General features: G+C 66.7%; 15 protein-coding genes. 7 read left to right on the forward strand and 8 right to left on the reverse strand.

Annotated features, from left to right (window positions below; all coding sequences use genetic code 11):
• Position 1: 1 nt before the first annotated feature.
• Together ACK4MH_RS08110 and folE are read right to left on the reverse strand one after the other, a co-directional pair.
• Entirely contained in the window at positions 2-1,159 is a 1,158-nt protein-coding gene (locus ACK4MH_RS08110; protein ID WP_409716892.1) for an acyltransferase family protein, read from the reverse strand.
• 64 nt (positions 1,160-1,223) lie between these two features.
• On the reverse strand, positions 1,224-1,808 hold the full coding sequence (gene folE / locus ACK4MH_RS08115; RefSeq protein ID WP_346494487.1) for a GTP cyclohydrolase I FolE: 585 nt from the start codon (positions 1,806-1,808) through the stop codon (positions 1,224-1,226).
• 297 nt (positions 1,809-2,105) lie between these two features.
• Between folE and ACK4MH_RS08120 the strand changes: the two genes are divergently transcribed.
• The 6 genes from ACK4MH_RS08120 (at position 2,106) to cckA (ending at position 9,547) form a co-directional block, all read left to right on the forward strand.
• Complete coding sequence (locus tag ACK4MH_RS08120; protein ID WP_409716895.1) at positions 2,106-3,602, forward strand: ATPase domain-containing protein; 1,497 nt, start codon at positions 2,106-2,108, stop codon at positions 3,600-3,602.
• Positions 3,599-5,275: a response regulator gene (locus tag ACK4MH_RS08125; protein ID WP_409716897.1), complete on the forward strand. Its 1,677-nt coding sequence runs from the start codon at positions 3,599-3,601 to the stop codon at positions 5,273-5,275. The genes ACK4MH_RS08120 and ACK4MH_RS08125 overlap by 4 nt, the downstream gene beginning before the upstream one ends.
• An 81-nt stretch (positions 5,276-5,356) precedes the next feature.
• Positions 5,357-5,620, forward strand: coding sequence for a flagellar biosynthesis protein FliQ (gene fliQ / locus ACK4MH_RS08130; protein WP_135194575.1), 264 nt, complete (start codon positions 5,357-5,359; stop codon positions 5,618-5,620).
• Positions 5,620-6,393 carry a flagellar biosynthetic protein FliR gene (gene fliR, locus ACK4MH_RS08135; RefSeq protein ID WP_409716899.1) on the forward strand — a complete coding sequence of 258 codons (774 nt, stop codon included), beginning with the start codon at positions 5,620-5,622 and terminating at the stop codon, positions 6,391-6,393. The genes fliQ and fliR overlap by 1 nt, the downstream gene beginning before the upstream one ends.
• Positions 6,386-7,462 (forward strand): flagellar biosynthesis protein FlhB, encoded by a 1,077-nt coding sequence (flhB, locus tag ACK4MH_RS08140; RefSeq protein ID WP_409716901.1) that lies wholly within the window; start codon positions 6,386-6,388, stop codon positions 7,460-7,462. The genes fliR and flhB overlap by 8 nt, the downstream gene beginning before the upstream one ends.
• Positions 7,463-7,513: 51 nt before the next feature.
• Positions 7,514-9,547: a cell cycle histidine kinase CckA gene (gene cckA, locus ACK4MH_RS08145; RefSeq protein WP_409716903.1), complete on the forward strand. Its 2,034-nt coding sequence runs from the start codon at positions 7,514-7,516 to the stop codon at positions 9,545-9,547.
• 22 nt (positions 9,548-9,569) lie between these two features.
• Here cckA and ACK4MH_RS08150 read toward each other — a convergent pair whose 3' ends face one another.
• The 3 genes from ACK4MH_RS08150 to chpT form a co-directional block, all read right to left on the reverse strand.
• Positions 9,570-10,385 (reverse strand): CheR family methyltransferase, encoded by an 816-nt coding sequence (locus ACK4MH_RS08150; RefSeq protein WP_409716905.1) that lies wholly within the window; start codon positions 10,383-10,385, stop codon positions 9,570-9,572.
• The gene (locus ACK4MH_RS08155; RefSeq protein ID WP_409716907.1) at positions 10,382-10,759 is read right to left on the reverse strand and encodes a response regulator; all 378 of its coding nucleotides are present in this window, start codon (positions 10,757-10,759) and stop codon (positions 10,382-10,384) included. Before ACK4MH_RS08155 ends, ACK4MH_RS08150 begins: the two co-directional genes overlap by 4 nt.
• A 91-nt stretch (positions 10,760-10,850) precedes the next feature.
• Positions 10,851-11,522, reverse strand: a complete 672-nt coding sequence (gene chpT, locus ACK4MH_RS08160) for a histidine phosphotransferase ChpT (protein WP_409716909.1) — start codon at positions 11,520-11,522, stop codon at positions 10,851-10,853.
• Between the two features lie 95 nt (positions 11,523-11,617).
• On the opposite strand from chpT, the gene cysQ reads away from it, so the two are divergent.
• Entirely contained in the window at positions 11,618-12,445 is an 828-nt protein-coding gene (cysQ, locus tag ACK4MH_RS08165; protein WP_409716911.1) for a 3'(2'),5'-bisphosphate nucleotidase CysQ, read from the forward strand.
• Positions 12,446-12,449: 4 nt separating this feature from the next.
• Here the strand turns inward: cysQ and ACK4MH_RS08170 are convergent, their stop codons facing one another.
• From ACK4MH_RS08170 to ACK4MH_RS08180, 3 genes are all read right to left on the reverse strand, one after another.
• Positions 12,450-13,673 (reverse strand): hypothetical protein, encoded by a 1,224-nt coding sequence (locus tag ACK4MH_RS08170; RefSeq protein ID WP_409716913.1) that lies wholly within the window; start codon positions 13,671-13,673, stop codon positions 12,450-12,452.
• Between the two features lie 110 nt (positions 13,674-13,783).
• Positions 13,784-14,128: a hypothetical protein gene (locus tag ACK4MH_RS08175; protein WP_409716915.1), complete on the reverse strand. Its 345-nt coding sequence runs from the start codon at positions 14,126-14,128 to the stop codon at positions 13,784-13,786.
• A 55-nt stretch (positions 14,129-14,183) separates the two neighbouring features.
• Positions 14,184-15,827 (reverse strand): peptide chain release factor 3, encoded by a 1,644-nt coding sequence (locus ACK4MH_RS08180; RefSeq protein ID WP_409716917.1) that lies wholly within the window; start codon positions 15,825-15,827, stop codon positions 14,184-14,186.
• Positions 15,828-15,900: the final 73 nt, after the last annotated feature.

The raw sequence follows: 15,900 nt of genomic DNA on the forward strand, positions 1-15,900 counted from the left end.
GTCAGCCGTCGATGGAGATGACCGGTCCCAGTTTGGGTTGAACTTGGCCGCGACGGGCGCTGCGACGCTTCAGCCAGCCGCGGATGCGGGTCTGGATCGGATTGTCGAGGGCGAAGTGGAAGGCGAAGGCGAAGGCGACGGCCGCCGCGACGCCCAGGCCCCACAGGCCCCATTGGGCGGCGACGGGCAGAGAGATGCGGGCCTCGACGGCGTTGACCACGCCGAACCAGACGATGCGGATCACCTCGTTGGAGATGAACATGGAGAACGAGACCATTGCGGCCGTCTCGACCAGTTTGGAGGGCTTCTTCACCGGCACCGCGCCGGCGGCCAGGATGATGATCGAGATCAGTGTCAGGGCGGCCAGGGCGTGTTTGTCGTGAAGCTCAAGGGCGAAGAAGCCGACGGCGGCGAGCACACCGGCCCAGCCGGCCAGGCGCGGCGCGATCCAGACCTTCTGGGCGAACCAGGCCAGGCACATGCCCAGGAAGAACAGCGGCAGGGCGCGGATGATGCCGTAGCGCATGGGCATCTGATAGACGGGATAGCCTAGGAAGTGCCAGCAGAGCTGGTTGGCGACCAGATAGACGCCGACGCCAACAGCCAGCGCCGACCACGGACCCAGACGCATCAGGCCGCGAATGATCCAGGGGAAGGCCAGGTAGCAGCCGATCAGGGCCGAGATCGACCAGGTCGGGGCGTTCCAGCCCAGGCCACCATAAACGCCATAGGACTGAAGCAGCAGCAGCTGGGCGGGCAGTTGGTCCCAGGCGAACCATTCGGGATTGCGCGGCGGAAGGCCGGCGGCGGTGGCCAGCAGAACGAAGCCGACCAGCGACAGGCCCATGATCAGGTGGGCGGGCACGACACGCAGGAACCGCTTGAGGAAGAAGTCGCCCGGCGACAGCCGGCCCTTGTCCACCGCCGCGCCATAGACGCGCATCAACACATAGCCGCTGTCGATCAGGAAGAAGTTGGTAAGCAGGAAGCCGCCGCGCTCGAAGATCGGATTGATCAAATGCGCCAAAGGTTCAGGACCTGCGGCCTGGAAGTGATGCAGGATGATCAGGAAGGCCACGATGAAACGCAAAGCGTCCAGCCAGCCGCCGCGCGCGATCTGAACTGTCTCATTGCGGGTCGAAATCACGGACCAGGGCATCGTTAGAGCCTCCTTCCGCCGTCTCGCCGCAAGAGATGCGCCAGTTCGCGCGATTGGGGAAATCCTAGCCTCGGACCAGTCGCAGGAACTCTTCGCGGGTGCGGGGATCGTCGCGCACGACGCCGATCAGGTGGCTGGTCGACAGGCTGGCGCCCGGCGCATTGACGCCGCGCAGGGTCATGCAGCTGTGTTCGGCTTCGATGACGACGCCGACGCCGTGGGGGCGTAGGACGGTCTGGATGGCCTCGGCGATCTCGGAGGTCATCTTCTCCTGGATCTGCAGGCGCCGTGCGAAGCCGCGCACGACGCGGGCCAGTTTGGATATGCCGACGACGCGGTCGGTCGGCAGATAGGCGACGTGCGCCTTACCCACGACCGGCAGCATGTGGTGCTCGCAGAAGCTGACGAAGCGGATGTCCTTCAGCACGACCAGCTGGTCGTAGCCGCCCGTCTCCTCGAACGTCTTCTCCAGATAGGAGAGGGGATCGACCTCATAGCCCTCGAACAGCTCGCGATAGCTGCGGGCGACGCGGGCCGGGGTCTCCAGCAGGCCTTCGCGGTCGGGATTGTCGCCCGCCCATTCGATCAGGGTGCGGACGGCGGCTTCGGCGTCGGCCTGGGAGACTTTGGAGGCGCGGGGTTCGGTCATGGCGGCCTAGATAGCGGGGCGATTGCGGGATGGGGAGAGGGTCTCGGCCCTCTTTACGAGGCTGGGACGCATTCAGACGGTGACGCTGGAAAAAAGAGCGTCTGAATAGTGCAATTCGTCTGAAATCGGATCGTGAAAGGCCCCCCGGCGAAGCCGTCAGGTTGGGATCAGAGCTGCGCCATTCAAGATCCTGGGAGAGATTTTATCGTCGATCCGGCGCCTCCGACGACCGGCGAACCGGCGTGTAACCTTATCCGTTTCCGTGCGTTACGGCTCAGCTACAGGCGAGAGGATGGCATGACGGACGGCGAGATCAAGCAAGACCAGGCCGCCTTCGGGATCGCCGGACTGGACGACATTCTAGCCGGGGGGCTGGAACGGGACCGGCTGTTCCTGCTGGAGGGCAATCCCGGCACTGGCAAGACGACCGCCGCCATGAAGTTCCTGATGACCGGGGCCGCGCTGGGTGAGACGACGCTCTACATCACCCTGTCCGAGACGGAAGAAGAACTGCGGGCGACCGCCAAGTCGCATGGTTGGTCGCTGGACGGGATCGAACTGTTCGAACTGGTGCCGCCGGAAAGCCTGCTGGACGAGGATCAACAACAAAGCCTGCTGTATTCGTCGGACCTGGAGCTGGGCGAGACCACACGAATCATTCTGGAGGCGGTCGAACGGCTTCAGCCCCAGCGGGTCGTGATCGACAGCCTGTCGGAGATTCGGCTTTTGGCCCAGGGATCGCTGCGATATCGGCGTCAGGTCCTGGCGCTGAAACACTATTTCGCCAAGCGCGGCGTGACGGTGCTGCTGCTGGACGACCTGACGACCGACGCCAACGACAAGACGGTTCACAGCGTGACGCACGGCGTGATCCAGTTGGAGGAGTTGTCTCCCGAATACGGCGCCGAGCGTCGGCGCGTGCGGGTGATGAAATATCGCGGGCGGCGATTCCGCGGCGGCTATCACGACTTCACCATCAAGACCGGCGGGCTGGAGGTCTATCCGCGCATCGTCGCGTCTGAACACCGCACCCGGTTCAAGCGTGAGCCCATGTCCAGCGGGGTGGCTGGCCTGGACGACCTGTTGGGCGGCGGCATACAGCGCGGATCAAGCGCTCTGATTCTGGGGCCGGCAGGCACGGGCAAGTCACTGTTCGCGGTGAACTTCGTGATGGCGGCGATCGCGCGGGGCGGCAAGGCTGCCATGTTCGTCTTCGATGAGGAACTGGGCCTGTTGTTCGCCAGAATGCTGGAAATCGGCATTGATCTGCAGGCCTGTGTCAATGATGGCTCACTTCTCGTGGAGCAGGTGGATGCGGCCGAGCTGTCGCCGGGCGAATTCGCTGCACGGGTACGAGACTGCGTTTCCAAGCGAGACATCCAGACCGTCGTCATCGACAGTCTGAACGGCTATCAGGCGGCGATGCCCCAGGAACAGTTCTTGGTCCTGCATATCCATGAGCTGCTGCAGTATCTGAACCGCCAGGGGGCCTCGACCTATCTGACCGTGGCCCAGCATGGGCTGGTCGGGGATATGAAGGCGCCGGTGGATGTGACCTATCTGGCCGATACCGTCATCCTGCTGCGCTATTTCGAGGCGGCGGGCCTGGTGCGCCGGGCGATCTCGGTCATCAAAAAGCGGGCGGGGGGGCACGAGAAGACGATCCGCGAGTTCGACATTGGTCCTGACGGCTTGACGGTGGGCGAGCCCTTGTATGGCTTCCGGGGTGTGTTGCGCGGGGTTCCCAACTTCGTGGGCCAAGGCGAACGACTGATGGGCGATCAAACCGAATGAGCCGCGGCGGAGACCTTTCCGAACGCGCCCTGATCCTGGCTCCCTCTGGGCGCGACGCCGTCGTGGCGGCGACGATTCTGACCGAGGCGGGGACGGTTGCCCTCGTTTGTGGGGACCTAGACGATCTGCTGGCGCGACTGGTCGAAGGGGCGGCCTTGGCCGTGGTGGTCGATGAGGTTCTGATCAACGGCGATCTCAACGCCCTTTCGGCCTGGATCGAAGCGCAGCCGTCGTGGTCGGATTTTCCCTTTCTGGTCTTGAACCGGCGAGGCGGAAGCGTCGAACGCAATCCTGCGGCGCAACGCCTGTCGCAAACCCTGGGCAATGTCAGCTTTCTGGAGCGGCCGTTCCATCCCACGACCCTGGTCAGCGCGGTCGATACGGCCCTGCGCGGTCGCCGCAGGCAGTATGAGGCGCGCGAAAGGATCGCCGAGATCCAGCGCGCGGAGGCCCTGCTGGAACGCCGGGTCGCCGACCGCACCGCCCAGCTGCAGGCGGCCAACCGCGAACTGGCCGCCCAGATCGTCGAGCGGGAAAAGGCCGAGACGGCCCTGCGCCAGGCGCAGCGGCTGGAGGCCGTCGGCCAGCTGACCAGCGGGGTGGCGCACGACTTCAACAACCTGCTGACCGTCGTGCTGGGCAATGTCGATCAGTTGAGGAAGAACGAGACCGACCCCAAGGTCCTGCGTCGACTGGACATGATGCGCGAAGCGTCGCAGCGGGGGGCGCGGCTGACGGCGCAGATGCTGGCCTTCTCGCGTCGGCAAAAGCTGGAGCCGCGAGCGGTCGATCTGAACGAGACGGTGCGCAGCATGGGCGACATGCTGCAGAGCGCGATCGGCGGCAGCGTGCATATCGAGCCGCCGCAACTGGCGACGGACCTGTGGCCGGCCATGATCGATCCGACGCAGATCGAACTGGTCATCCTGAACCTGGCCATCAATGCGCGCGACGCCATGGAGGTCGGCGGATCGCTGACCATCCGCACGGAGAACGCGCGGCTCAATGCGTCAGGACGGCCCGACGATCTCCCGGCCGGCGACTATGTGGTGGTGTCGGTCAGCGATACCGGCTCGGGCATGACCGACGAAGTCCGAGCGCGGGCGTTCGAGCCCTTCTTCACCACCAAGGAGGTCGGCAAGGGATCGGGCCTGGGGCTGAGCCAGGTCTTCGGCCTGGCCAAACAGTCCGGCGGCGGGGTCAGCATCGACACCGAAGTCGACAAGGGTACGACGATCCGCATCTTTCTGCCCCGCGCCGACGCCGCGCCGACGCAGGAACGCGAGCCGAGCGGCGAACTGCTGGCTGCGCGCGACGCCGGGATGGTGGTTCTGGTGGTGGACGACGACGATGCGGTCAGGACCGTCACCGCCGGCTATCTCAGCGATCTGGGCTATGACGTGATCGAGGCCGACAGCGGCGGGGCGGCGCTGGAGACGTTGGAGCATCACGAGCGGATCGACGCCATGGTGCTGGATTTCGCCATGCCGGGGATGAACGGCGGTGAGCTGGCAAAGGAACTGAAGGCGCGGCTACCCGAAGCGCCGATCCTGTTCGCCACCGGATACGCCGACGCCGAGGCCCTGACGGACGTGGGCGAGGACATGATCGTGCGCAAGCCGTTCACCCAGGCCGAACTGGCGCGCAAATTGTCTCGCACCCTGGTGGCCTGATCCCCACGAATACGCGTTTGGTTAGCGGCCTGTTAACCATCCTGTCGGCATTTTCTGCCCAGTAGTTTGGGAGCGGTGTCGATGAACGGCGCGGAAGTTCTGGATGTCGGGCGCGACGCCATTTGGCTGACGATACAGCTGTGCCTGCCGGTCCTGATCGTGGGCCTGGTGGTCGGCGTGGTGATCGGCCTGTTTCAGGCCCTGACGCAGATCCAGGAACAGACCCTGATCTATGCACCCAAGATCATCGCCATCTTCGTGTCCCTGATCCTGTTCCTGCCGCTGATGGGCGCGCTGTTGGGCGGCTTCATGCGTCAGATCGCGGCCCGCATCGCGGGGATGTAGTGGAGGCTTACGCCACCGCCGATCAGGTCTGGGCCGGGGGACTGATTTTCGCCCGGATCGCGGCGATCCTGATGCTGATCCCCGGTTTCGGTGAGACCTATGTGCCGCCGCGCGTGCGGCTGTCGCTGGCCCTGCTCATCAGCCTGGCGCTTTGGCCGGTGGTGCGCGGATCGCTGCCGGGCCTGCCCGACAGCCTGGGGCTGATGGTCGGATGGATCATCCGCGAGGTGGCCGTCGGCCTGATGATCGGTCTGTTGCTGCGGATGTTCATGACGGCCTTGTCGACGGCGGGTGAGATCATCTCGTTGCAGACGACGCTTAGTTTTTCCCAGACCGCCAATCCGATGCAGGCCCAGCCGGGTACGACCATCGCCGCCTTTCTGACCCTGCTGGGGGTGACGCTGCTGTTCGCCACCGACACCCATCACCTGTTCATCGCCGGCATGGTGGGCTCCTATCGCCTGATCTCGCCGGCCCAGCCGCTGGTGATGGCCGACTTCACCCAGATGGCGGTCCGCACCCTGAGCGACAGCTTCATGTTGGGGGTCCAACTTTCGGCGCCGGTGCTGGTGTTCGCCCTGATCTTCAACCTGGCGTCCGGTCTGGTGGCGCGGGTCATGCCATCGTTCCAGGTCTATTTCGCCGCCGCGCCGCTGAGCGTCATCCTGGGCCTGTCGATCTTCGCACTGAGTCTCGGCGCGCTGGGCACCATCTTCATCGACCGCTACCGCCGTCTGGCGGAGTATTTCGTGTTTGGAGGCCCCAGTGGCTGAAGGCGCGGATCCCGAGTCGAAAACCGAAGAGGCGACCCCGCGAAAGCTTGAGGACGCCCGAAAGAAGGGCGACTCGGCCAAGTCGCCCGACGTCGCCCAGGTGATGTCGCTGGCGGGGGCGGCGGCGGTGATCCTGATGGGCGGGGGCTGGTTCGCCTCGTCCATCGCCGAACAGATGCTGCCCTTCATCGCCGCCCCGCACGAGATGCTGGGCACGCTGAACTCGGGCGCCGGCAACCAGATCATGGTTCGCACGGTCTGGGCTATCGCGCCGTTCCTGGGGGCGGTCATGCTGGCGACCATCCTGGGCGGGGTCGGGGGCAATCTGGCGCAGTCGGGCCTGATCTTCACCGCCGAGAAGCTGAAGCCGAAATGGTCGGCGGTCAGTCCGCTGCAGGGGTTCAAGCGGATCTTCGGACCCGACGGCCTGATGCAGTTCGTCAAGACCTTCCTGAAGCTGATCGCCGTCTGCGTGGTGTGCTGGATGGTGCTGAAGCCGCACCTGCGCGAGTTCGAGAACATGGTGTCGATGAGCCCGCTGGCGATCCTGCCGCTGGCGCGCGACATGGCGGTGTCGCTGTTCTTCGCCTCGATCCTTCTGCTCGCTGCGACCGCAGGCGTCGACTTCGTCTGGCAGAAGATGCGCTTCGCCAAGCGGATGCGGATGACCAAGGAAGAGCTGAAGGAAGACTACAAACAGTCCGAGGGCGACCCGCACATCAAGGCCAAGCTGAAGCAGATTCGCATGCAGCGCAGCCGCCAGCGGATGATGGCCAATGTCCCCAAGGCCACCGTCATCGTCACCAACCCGACCCACTATGCGGTCGCCCTTCGCTATGAGCCGGACCAAGGCGACGGGGCGCCGATCTGCGTGGCCAAGGGCGTCGATGCGCTGGCGCTGCGTATCCGCGAAGTGGCGACCGAGCACGGGGTGCCGATCGTGGAGAATGTGCCGCTGGCGCGCGCCCTCTATGCCGCCGTCGAGGTGGACGAGATCATTCCGCGCGAGCATTTCGACGCGGCCGCCAAGATCATCGGCTTCGTCTTCCAGTCCAGAAAGCGCCGGTAAGAGTGCGTCAGGATTTGAGCGTATGATCTGGCCACTGATTCGCGAGGCTGCATGACGTCCACCCGACGCCCTTCGTTCGATATTCTGTCGGCCGTGATGGCGTTCGGCGTGGTGGCGGCCATCGCCGCCCTGGCCTATCCGGCGTTTCGCGACAATCCGACCTCGGCGCCGGGGCTGGTGCTGATCCTGACGGTGGGGATGATTGCGCTGATCGGCCTGTTCGGTTTCCGGCGGGCGGCGAACGCCAAGCCCAGCAGCGACGCGGCCATCGAGGTGCTGGAGGCCATGGCCGAGCCGGCCGCCCTGGTGTGGGATTCAGGCCAGATCCTAGCCTTCAACACCGCCTGGGCCGAGGCCAACGGCGCGACGGGTGCCCTGCCGCGCGGCAAGTCGGCCCAGGCCCTCTACATGGCCTTCGCCCAGGCGCGCAAAGGCGAGCCGGGCCGCGCCATCGTCATGATCGGCGCACGCGAAGTCGAGGTCGTGATCGGCCAGGCGGGCGAGGGACGGTTCCTGATGCGCGCGGCGCCCGACGCCGCCCTGCCCATCGCCCTGGCTCCTGTGCATGCGCCCGCAGCCGCGACCGGAGAGGCGCGCGCCATGGCCGCCGGGGCGCCGTTCGGTTCGGCCGTGATCGGCGGCGACGACCTGTTCTCCGGCCGGGCGGAGGAGGCCAATCCGGCCCTGGCCGTGCTGACCGGTCCCGGCGCCGCGCGCGACGCGGCCTTCGGCGATCTGTTCGATCCGGGCGGCGTCGCCGAGGCGCGGCTGAAGCTGGAGGACGGGTCGTCGGGGCCGATCGAGCTGATCGCGCGCGCCTATCCCGACAAGATGCTGCATCTGTATGTGGCGCCTGAGGGCGACAAGCGACGCATCTGGCTGTTCGACGTGTCGGGCCAGAAGTCGATGGAGCTGCAGCTCAACCAGGCCCAGAAGATGCAGGCTGTGGGCCAGCTGGCCGGCGGCGTGGCGCACGACTTCAACAATCTGCTGACCGCGATCCAGCTTCAGCTGTCGGGCCTGCTGGAACGGCACCCGGTGGGCGATCCGTCCTATGAGGGGCTGAACGAAATCCGCCAGACGGCCATTCGGGCGGCGGATTTGGTTCGCAAGCTGCTGGCCTTCTCGCGCAAGTCGACCGTTCGCCGCGAACGACTGGACCTGGGCGAACTGGTCGGCGAGTTCGCCATCCTGCTGCGTCGTCTGCTGCGCGAGGACGTGCGGCTGGAGACCGATTACGGCCGCGACCTGCCCGTGGTGCTGGCCGACAAGTCCCAGCTGGAGACGGCCGTGATGAACCTGGCCGTCAATGCCCGCGACGCCATGCGCGGCGTGGTCGAGCCGGGCGCCGGCGTCGTCACCATCGCCACCCGCCGCCTGACGGGCGACGAGGCGCGGGCCCTGGGCTGGGTCGATGCGCCGACCGACGAGGTCGCCCTGATCGAGGTGTCGGACACCGGCCCCGGCGTGCCCCCCGAACTGTTGGACAAGATTTTCGAGCCCTTCTTCACCACCAAGGCGGTGAACGAGGGGACGGGCATGGGCCTGGCCACCGTCTATGGCATCGCCCAGCAGGCGGGCGGCCATATCACCGTCAGCAATATCGAAGGGGCGGGCGCCGCCTTCCGCATCTTCCTGCCGGCCGCCGGCGAGGCGGAGCTGGCCGAGGTTCAGCCGGTCGAGGTCAAGGTCAAGGCGCCGCGCGACCTGTCGGGCGCGGGCCGCATCCTGTTCGTCGAGGACGAGGACGCCGTGCGCGGCATCGCCGCCCGCCTGTTGCGCCAGCGCGGCTATGAGGTGATCGAGGCCGCCGACGGCGAGGAGGCCCTGTTGCTGGCCGAGGAATACGCCGGTCAGATCGACATGATGATCTCGGACGTCATCATGCCGGGACTGGACGGGCCGTCGCTGCTGAAGAAGGCGCGACAGTATCTGGGCGATGCGCCGGTGATGTTCATCTCGGGCTATGCCGAGAGCGACTTCTCGGACCTGCTGCAGGACGAGGTAGGCGTGTCTTTCCTGCCCAAGCCGCTGGACATCAAGACCCTGGCGGAGCGGGTGAAGCAGGAACTGCACGCGGGCTGAACGCCTGCATGACGGCTGTGGCTCAGGCGGCGCGGCGAAGCGCCGAGGGCGCCTTTACGTACAGGCCCCGGCGGCCGTTGACGGCGCGGAAGGCGACGGTTTCGCCCTCCAGTTTCTCTTCAGCGCCCAGGAACAGGCAGCCGTCATCGACCAGGCGTCGTTCCAGCCCGTCCAGCAGACGGGCGCGTCGCGAGGGCTCCATGTCCGACAGGACGTTGCGGCAGAAGATGACGTCGAACCGCGCGTCGTCGGTCGGCTCGTCCAGCAGGTTGGCGCGGCCGAAACGCACGGCGTCGGCCAGTTCAGCCTTGACCATCCACTGGTCGTCCATCGGTTCGAACCACCGCAGCATCGTTTTGGCCGTCAGGCCGCGCTGAATCTCGAACCCGGTGTAGAGACCCGAGCGGGCCTTTTCGATAGCGCGTTGCGACAGGTCGGTGGCGACCAGTTCGACCGGTACGCCGAGCTCCAGCCCGGTCATGGCGATGGACCAGGCCTCTTGCCCCGTCGAGCAGCCGGCAGACCAGATTTTGATCCGACCGTCAGGCCGCGCCTTGGACAGGGCCGGCAACAGTTCGCTTTCCAGGATGCGGAAGGGGATGCGGTCGCGGCGGAACCAGGTCTCGGCGTTCAGCAGGGCCTCGATCACCGACCAGGCAAGGGAAGCGACCGGGTTGGCCCACAGGTTCGACAGCAGGGCCTCGACATTGGCGTATCCCTCGCGCCGCGCGATCGGTCCCAGCCGGTGTTCGGCCAGGTGAATGCGATCCCGCGACAGCCGATAGCCGGCGCGGGTGGCGAGGAGGGACTGCAGTTTGTCGAAGTCCTCTGGGGTCATGCGGCGATCGCTCCGACCTCCGTCAGCTTGGATTGCAGGATCTCGCCGTCGAACGGCTTCATCACATAGTCGTCGGCGCCGGCGGCCAGCGCTTCGGCGATCCGCTCGGGGCGGGTCTCAATCGTGCAGAACAGAACCTTGGGTCGCATGCCGCCCGGCATGGCGCGCAGGCGACGCAGGAAGGTGATGCCGTCCATCACCGGCATGTTCCAGTCCACCAGTAGAACGTCGGGCATGGCGCCGGTGCAATATGAGAAGGCCTCGGCCCCATCCGCCGCCTCGTCGACCTCATAGCCCAGGCCCTCGACGATGCGACGTGCAACCTTGCGGATGATGCGGCTGTCGTCGACGATCAGGCAGGTTCGGAAGTCCAAGATCGATCCCTCAAAAACACAGCGGCTTTCGCCCGAGGCGCATGGACCCTTTTTATCCCAGACGCCAGTTAATGAGTCGTTTGGAAATGCCTCAGACCGGCATTCGGGCGACCAATGCGACCTTTCCGTCTTCAACCTTGACGCGTAGCGCGCCGCCGGCCTCGTTCACGGTCAGCCACAGCCAATAGGGCTGGATCCATTGTCCGGCCAGTCCTTCGGTCAGGCGCTCGCCTGCCAGGCCGACAACGGCTTCGGGCTTCAGACGGGCGCGGGCGCCTTCGGCGAACCCTTCCAGATAGATCATGCCATCCTCGACCCGAGACTGGATCACGGCGACGCCGCCCATCGGCAGGGCGCCCATGGTCAGATAGGCCAGATTGGTCAGGGCGCGGGCCTGGGGCTTGGTGAATTCGCCATCGCTGATGCGCCAGTCCATTGCGGCGCGGCCGCCCTGGACCATGCCGGACACCAAGCCTTCGATCTCGCGCGCCGTGAAACGCTCGCTGGTGGTGGCGGCGCCGAAGGCGACGCGGGCGAAATGCACCAGGGCGACCATCTTGCGCGCGCTCTGTTCGATCAGGGCCAGGGCGTCGTCGCGCATGTCCTGGGCGGTCGGATCCTGCATCAGGTCCAGGCCGGAAACGATGGCGCCCGACGGGCTGATGAAGTCATGGCACAGCTTGGCCGCGATGTAGGTGGCCAGCTCCGTCCCATCCACGGGAAGGTCCAGCGGAGCGGCGTCTGCGTCGTGGGTCGGGGTCATAGGTCTGGCGCGCTCAGGTCACAGTTCGTGTCGCGCGCGAAGTTGGAGTGATTTGCTGGTTCATGGAACCGCCCGGATGGTCTATCGACCCGCCAATGACGACCTCTTCCTCTACCGCTCTCGCCCGCGACCTGAAGTCCGGTGCGCTTTCCCTGGCCATCGCCGAGATCGCGGAGGAGGCCGCGCGGCTGATCCTGCCCTATTGGCGCGCGGGCACGGCGGTCGAGACCAAGTCCGACGACAGCCCGGTGACCCAGGCCGATCGCGCGGCCGAGGCCCTGATCCTGGAACGGCTGGCGGCCCTGTATCCCGGCGTCCAGACGGTGGCCGAAGAGGCGGTTTCGGCGAACGGCGCGCCCGCCAGCGCAGAGGACTGGTTCTGGCTGATCGATCCGCTGGACGGCACACGCGGTTTCGTGCGCGGCGGCGAGGCGTTCACGGTCAATATCGCCCTGATCCACGGCCAGCATCCGGTGGCGGGCGTGGTGACGGCCCCCGCGACGGCGACGACCTGGCGCACCGACAAGCCCGAGGGCGGCGCCTTCCGGCGTCAGTTCGGCGCGCTTCAGGCCGGCGAGGCCCACGCGGGCGAGGACTGGCGGCCGATCCGGGTGCGCGACCGCCCTCAGGAGGGCATGGCCCTGCTGAGCCACAGCGTCACCGACGAGGAGGCGACGCGCCTGGCGGCGCGCCACGGCTGCTCGCGCTGGCAAGGGACGGATTCGTCGCTGAAATTCTGCCTTATCGCCGAAGGGCGGTTCGACGCCTATCCGCGCACCGGCCCGACCTCGGAATGGGACACCGCAGCGGGTCAGGCCGTGCTGGAGGCCGCCGGCGGACGTGTGCTGGCCGACGACGGCCAGCGACTGTCCTATGGCAAGACCAAGTTCCTGAACGGCGCCTTCGTCGCCATGGGCGGCTGAAGGCTTAGCGTTTCGCGGTCGCCAGCAGGGCCTCAGCCCTTTCGGCCAAGCTCTCGACGCCCAGTTCGCGCGCCGTCATGGCGGCCTCGCCCAGGATCAGACCCAGATCGGTCGGGGCGTCGCCGCCCAGACGATGCCGCGCCAGCAGGATTTCCGCCATGCCGATCTGATCGGCGGCCCAGTCCAGCGGCGTCGCCGTCGCCATCCGCGCCCGCAGGCGCGTTTCCAGCGTCATCAGAGCGGTCAGGTTCTTGACCGCTTCGGCCAGGGCGACTTCGCGCGCGATACGACGTTCGCGCACCAGGGCGCCGATGATCAGTTGGCCGCCCTGCGTCAGGGCCTCGGCCTGTGTCAGCAGCATCAGCGGCTGGGCGTCGTCGCCGACGCGCAGCACCTGGATCGCGGCCCAGTCCAGCGGGCTGTGATCGGGGGTAAACTGATCGGCGGCCGCATCGAACATGATCCGGCCCTGGGCGCGGGCCTCTTGATGTCCCGCGATAGCCGCCAGCGCCGAGAGGCCGGCGCCGCACAGAGCCAAAGCGCGGGCGCGGGTCAGGGGGCGATGATCCGGCGAGGCGATCTCGACCAGGGCGCCCAGGTCGCGACCGGCCTGATCCAGCAAACGCACGTCACGCTGGACCACGCCCATCTCCAGCGACAGGGCCGCGCGGTCCATTCGCAGGTCCATGTCGTGCGTGTCGTCGCTTCGCACCGCAGCGTCCATCAGCACGGCGGCGTCGGACAGGCTGGCGACATCGCCGCTCAGCCGGGCGGTGCGGACCTTGAGCCGGGCGTGAAGCGCGGCCATGCCTGCCGTTATGCGTCGGCTGCGCGGGCGACCGACGGCCGCCAGGGTGGCGAGGGCGCGATCCAGTCGCACGGGATCGCCGCACAGGTCGAAATGCAGCATCAGCACCGCCGCCTTATCCATGGCGGCCAGGGCGACCTGATCCTCGCCCACGGCGGTGCGCGCCAGGCTGTCAGCGCAGCGTTCGGCGCGGTCCAGACTGTCGGAGGCGCCGCCGCGCCGGGCATGTTCGCGCCACAGGGCGGCCGCGCGGTGTTCGGTTTCGAAGGGGCGGGCGCAGGATACGCGGCCTGAATCGATCGTCTCGCGCCGCGCCTCTGCCTGCAACAGGTCCACGCCGATCAGCTCGACCCAGCCCAAGTCTTCACTCTCGCGCGCCTGGGCGAAGAGTTTTCGAAGATCGCGGCCGAATTCGAACATGCGCTTGACCTCAGTTATCCCGCTTCGGGACGCAGACTGCGTCTCTCGGGGCGTCCAATGCAAACGCAGCGCCGCGAAAGCGGTTCGACTTGGCCTTATGCGGACTTTCGTCAGTCCAGGTTCGGCGTCTTCTGCTGACAGCGTTGCAGGGCGGCCCTGGCCTCGGGCGCATCGCCGTTCAGCGACCGCACGGCCGAGATGCGCGCGCGCGTCTGGTCCGCCTCGGCAGCCGTCGCCGGCTTGCCCGCCGCCGTCGCTGCCTGCATCGCCGCCAACGACCAGTAAAGGGCCGCATCGTACAACCGCCGCCCTTGGGCGCTCTCGCCGCCCTCAAGCTCCGACGCCGCCTGGGTCAGTCCCGCACAGCGCACGGCCTCGTCATACGAGACCAGTCCCACGGACGGGGCGGCCTGCAGCATGAAGACAGCGCTGGTTAGGGCGAGAAGCGACGACATCACGCGATCATGGCTCAGCCGCGTGACCAAAGGAAGTCGTCTGGCGCGCCGAAACTCAGCCCCGTTCCTTGGTCTTGGTGAAGGCGATCTTGGGGAAACGTTCGCCGACGTAGCCGGTTTCCCAGCTGGACTTGGCCAGGAAGACGGGGGCCTGGTCGATGTCGCGGGCCATCTGGGGGCGGTATTTGCCGCTGAAGTCCTCGATGTCGGCATCCGTGCCCCCCGAGGCTGGAGTGACCCAGCGGGCCTCGGCGTAGGGGGACGGTTCGAAGAGGACGTCCAGGCCGTATTCCTCGCCCAGGCGGTCGGCCATGACCTCGAACTGAAGCTGGCCCACGGCGCCGACGATGAAGTCCGAACCGATCTCGGGCCGGAACAGCTGGGTCACGCCTTCCTCGGCTAGGCCCTCCAGCGCCTTCTTCAGGTGTTTGGCCTTCAGCGGATCCTTGACCCGAACCCGTTGCAGGATTTCAGGCGCGAAGTTGGGCAGGCCGGCGAACCGCACCACGCCGCTCTCCGACAGGCTGTCGCCGACCCGCAGCACGCCGTGGTTCGGAATGCCGATCACGTCGCCGGCGAAGGCGTCGTCGGCCAGCTCCCGGTCGCTGGCGAAGAACATGATCGGCGCATTGACCGACAGGGACTTGCCCGTGTTCTGCACCTTCAGCTTCATGCCGCGCTTGAAGGCGCCGCTTGCCATGCGGAACATGGCGATCCGGTCGCGGTGGTTGGGGTCCATGTTCGCCTGGACCTTGAAGACGAAGCCGGTGACTTCGTTCGCGCCCGGTTCAACCACCGTCTCGACCGGGGCGGGGGCGTTGCGGGTCTCGGGCGGGGATTCCTTCCTGGCCTTCATCGTCTTGGGCGCCGGAGCCCAGTCGCCGATGGCCTTCAGCAGTTCGTCGATGCCGAAGTGGCGTAGGGCCGAACCCCACAGCACCGGGGTCATGTGACCTTCCAGGAAGGCCTGACGATCGAAGGCCGAATAGCCGCCCTCGACCAGTTCGACGGCCTCGGCCAGATTATCCTGCTCGCCAGCCTCGAAATACTGCGCCGCCTGGTCCAGCGGCAGGGCGGGGGGGTGATCCGGGTCTTCGGCCGAGCCGGCGATCTTGCGGGTATAGGGCTGGAACCGGCCGGTCCCGACCTCGACCATGCCGCGCAGGCGATTGCCGCTCTCGGCCGGCCACCAGATGGGCGCCGGGTCAAGTTGCAGCCGGGACGCGATGTCGTCCAGCAGGGTCATCGGGTCTTGGGCTTCGCGGTCCAGCTTGTTGATAAAGGTGATGATCGGAATGTCGCGCAGGCGGCAGACCTCGAACAGTTTCAGCGTCTGCGGCTCGATCCCCTTGGCGGCGTCCAGCACCATGATGGCGCAGTCCGCGGCGGTCAGGGTGCGATAGGTGTCTTCGGAGAAGTCCTCGTGCCCTGGCGTGTCGAGCAGGTTGAACATCTTGCCGTCGTGCTCGAACGTCATGACCGAGGCGCTGACGGAAATCCCGCGCTCCTTCTCGATCTTCATCCAGTCCGAACGGGTTCGCCGGTTCTCGCCCCGCGCCCGCACGGCCCCGGCCGCACGAATGGCGCCGCCGGCCAGCAGGATATGCTCGGTCAGGGTCGTCTTGCCCGCATCCGGGTGGGCGATGATGGCGAAGGTGCGGCGGCGAGCCGCTTCTTCAGGCAGGGTCAGTGTCGACATGGGGTATCCTTCGGCGCGGGGGGTATATCGCAACGCCGTCGGGGGCAATGGCGGCTGACCGGCAAAGCCACAT

Origin of the sequence: Brevundimonas sp. (genome assembly GCF_046295075.1) — a bacterium.
Lineage (GTDB): Bacteria > Pseudomonadota > Alphaproteobacteria > Caulobacterales > Caulobacteraceae > Brevundimonas.

Coding starts and splice junctions, on each gene's coding strand:
- ACK4MH_RS08175 (WP_409716915.1), bottom strand. CDS start 14,128: ATGTCGTCGCTTCTCGCCCTAACCAGCGCTGTCTTCATGCTGCAGGCC.
- cysQ (WP_409716911.1), top strand. CDS start 11,618: ATGACGACCTCTTCCTCTACCGCTCTCGCCCGCGACCTGAAGTCCGGT.
- ACK4MH_RS08120 (WP_409716895.1), top strand. CDS start 2,106: ATGACGGACGGCGAGATCAAGCAAGACCAGGCCGCCTTCGGGATCGCC.
- ACK4MH_RS08150 (WP_409716905.1), bottom strand. CDS start 10,385: ATGACCCCAGAGGACTTCGACAAACTGCAGTCCCTCCTCGCCACCCGC.
- ACK4MH_RS08110 (WP_409716892.1), bottom strand. CDS start 1,159: ATGCCCTGGTCCGTGATTTCGACCCGCAATGAGACAGTTCAGATCGCG.
- chpT (WP_409716909.1), bottom strand. CDS start 11,522: ATGACCCCGACCCACGACGCAGACGCCGCTCCGCTGGACCTTCCCGTG.
- ACK4MH_RS08180 (WP_409716917.1), bottom strand. CDS start 15,827: ATGTCGACACTGACCCTGCCTGAAGAAGCGGCTCGCCGCCGCACCTTC.
- fliQ (WP_135194575.1), top strand. CDS start 5,357: ATGAACGGCGCGGAAGTTCTGGATGTCGGGCGCGACGCCATTTGGCTG.
- cckA (WP_409716903.1), top strand. CDS start 7,514: ATGACGTCCACCCGACGCCCTTCGTTCGATATTCTGTCGGCCGTGATG.
- folE (WP_346494487.1), bottom strand. CDS start 1,808: ATGACCGAACCCCGCGCCTCCAAAGTCTCCCAGGCCGACGCCGAAGCC.
- ACK4MH_RS08170 (WP_409716913.1), bottom strand. CDS start 13,673: ATGTTCGAATTCGGCCGCGATCTTCGAAAACTCTTCGCCCAGGCGCGC.
- ACK4MH_RS08125 (WP_409716897.1), top strand. CDS start 3,599: ATGAGCCGCGGCGGAGACCTTTCCGAACGCGCCCTGATCCTGGCTCCC.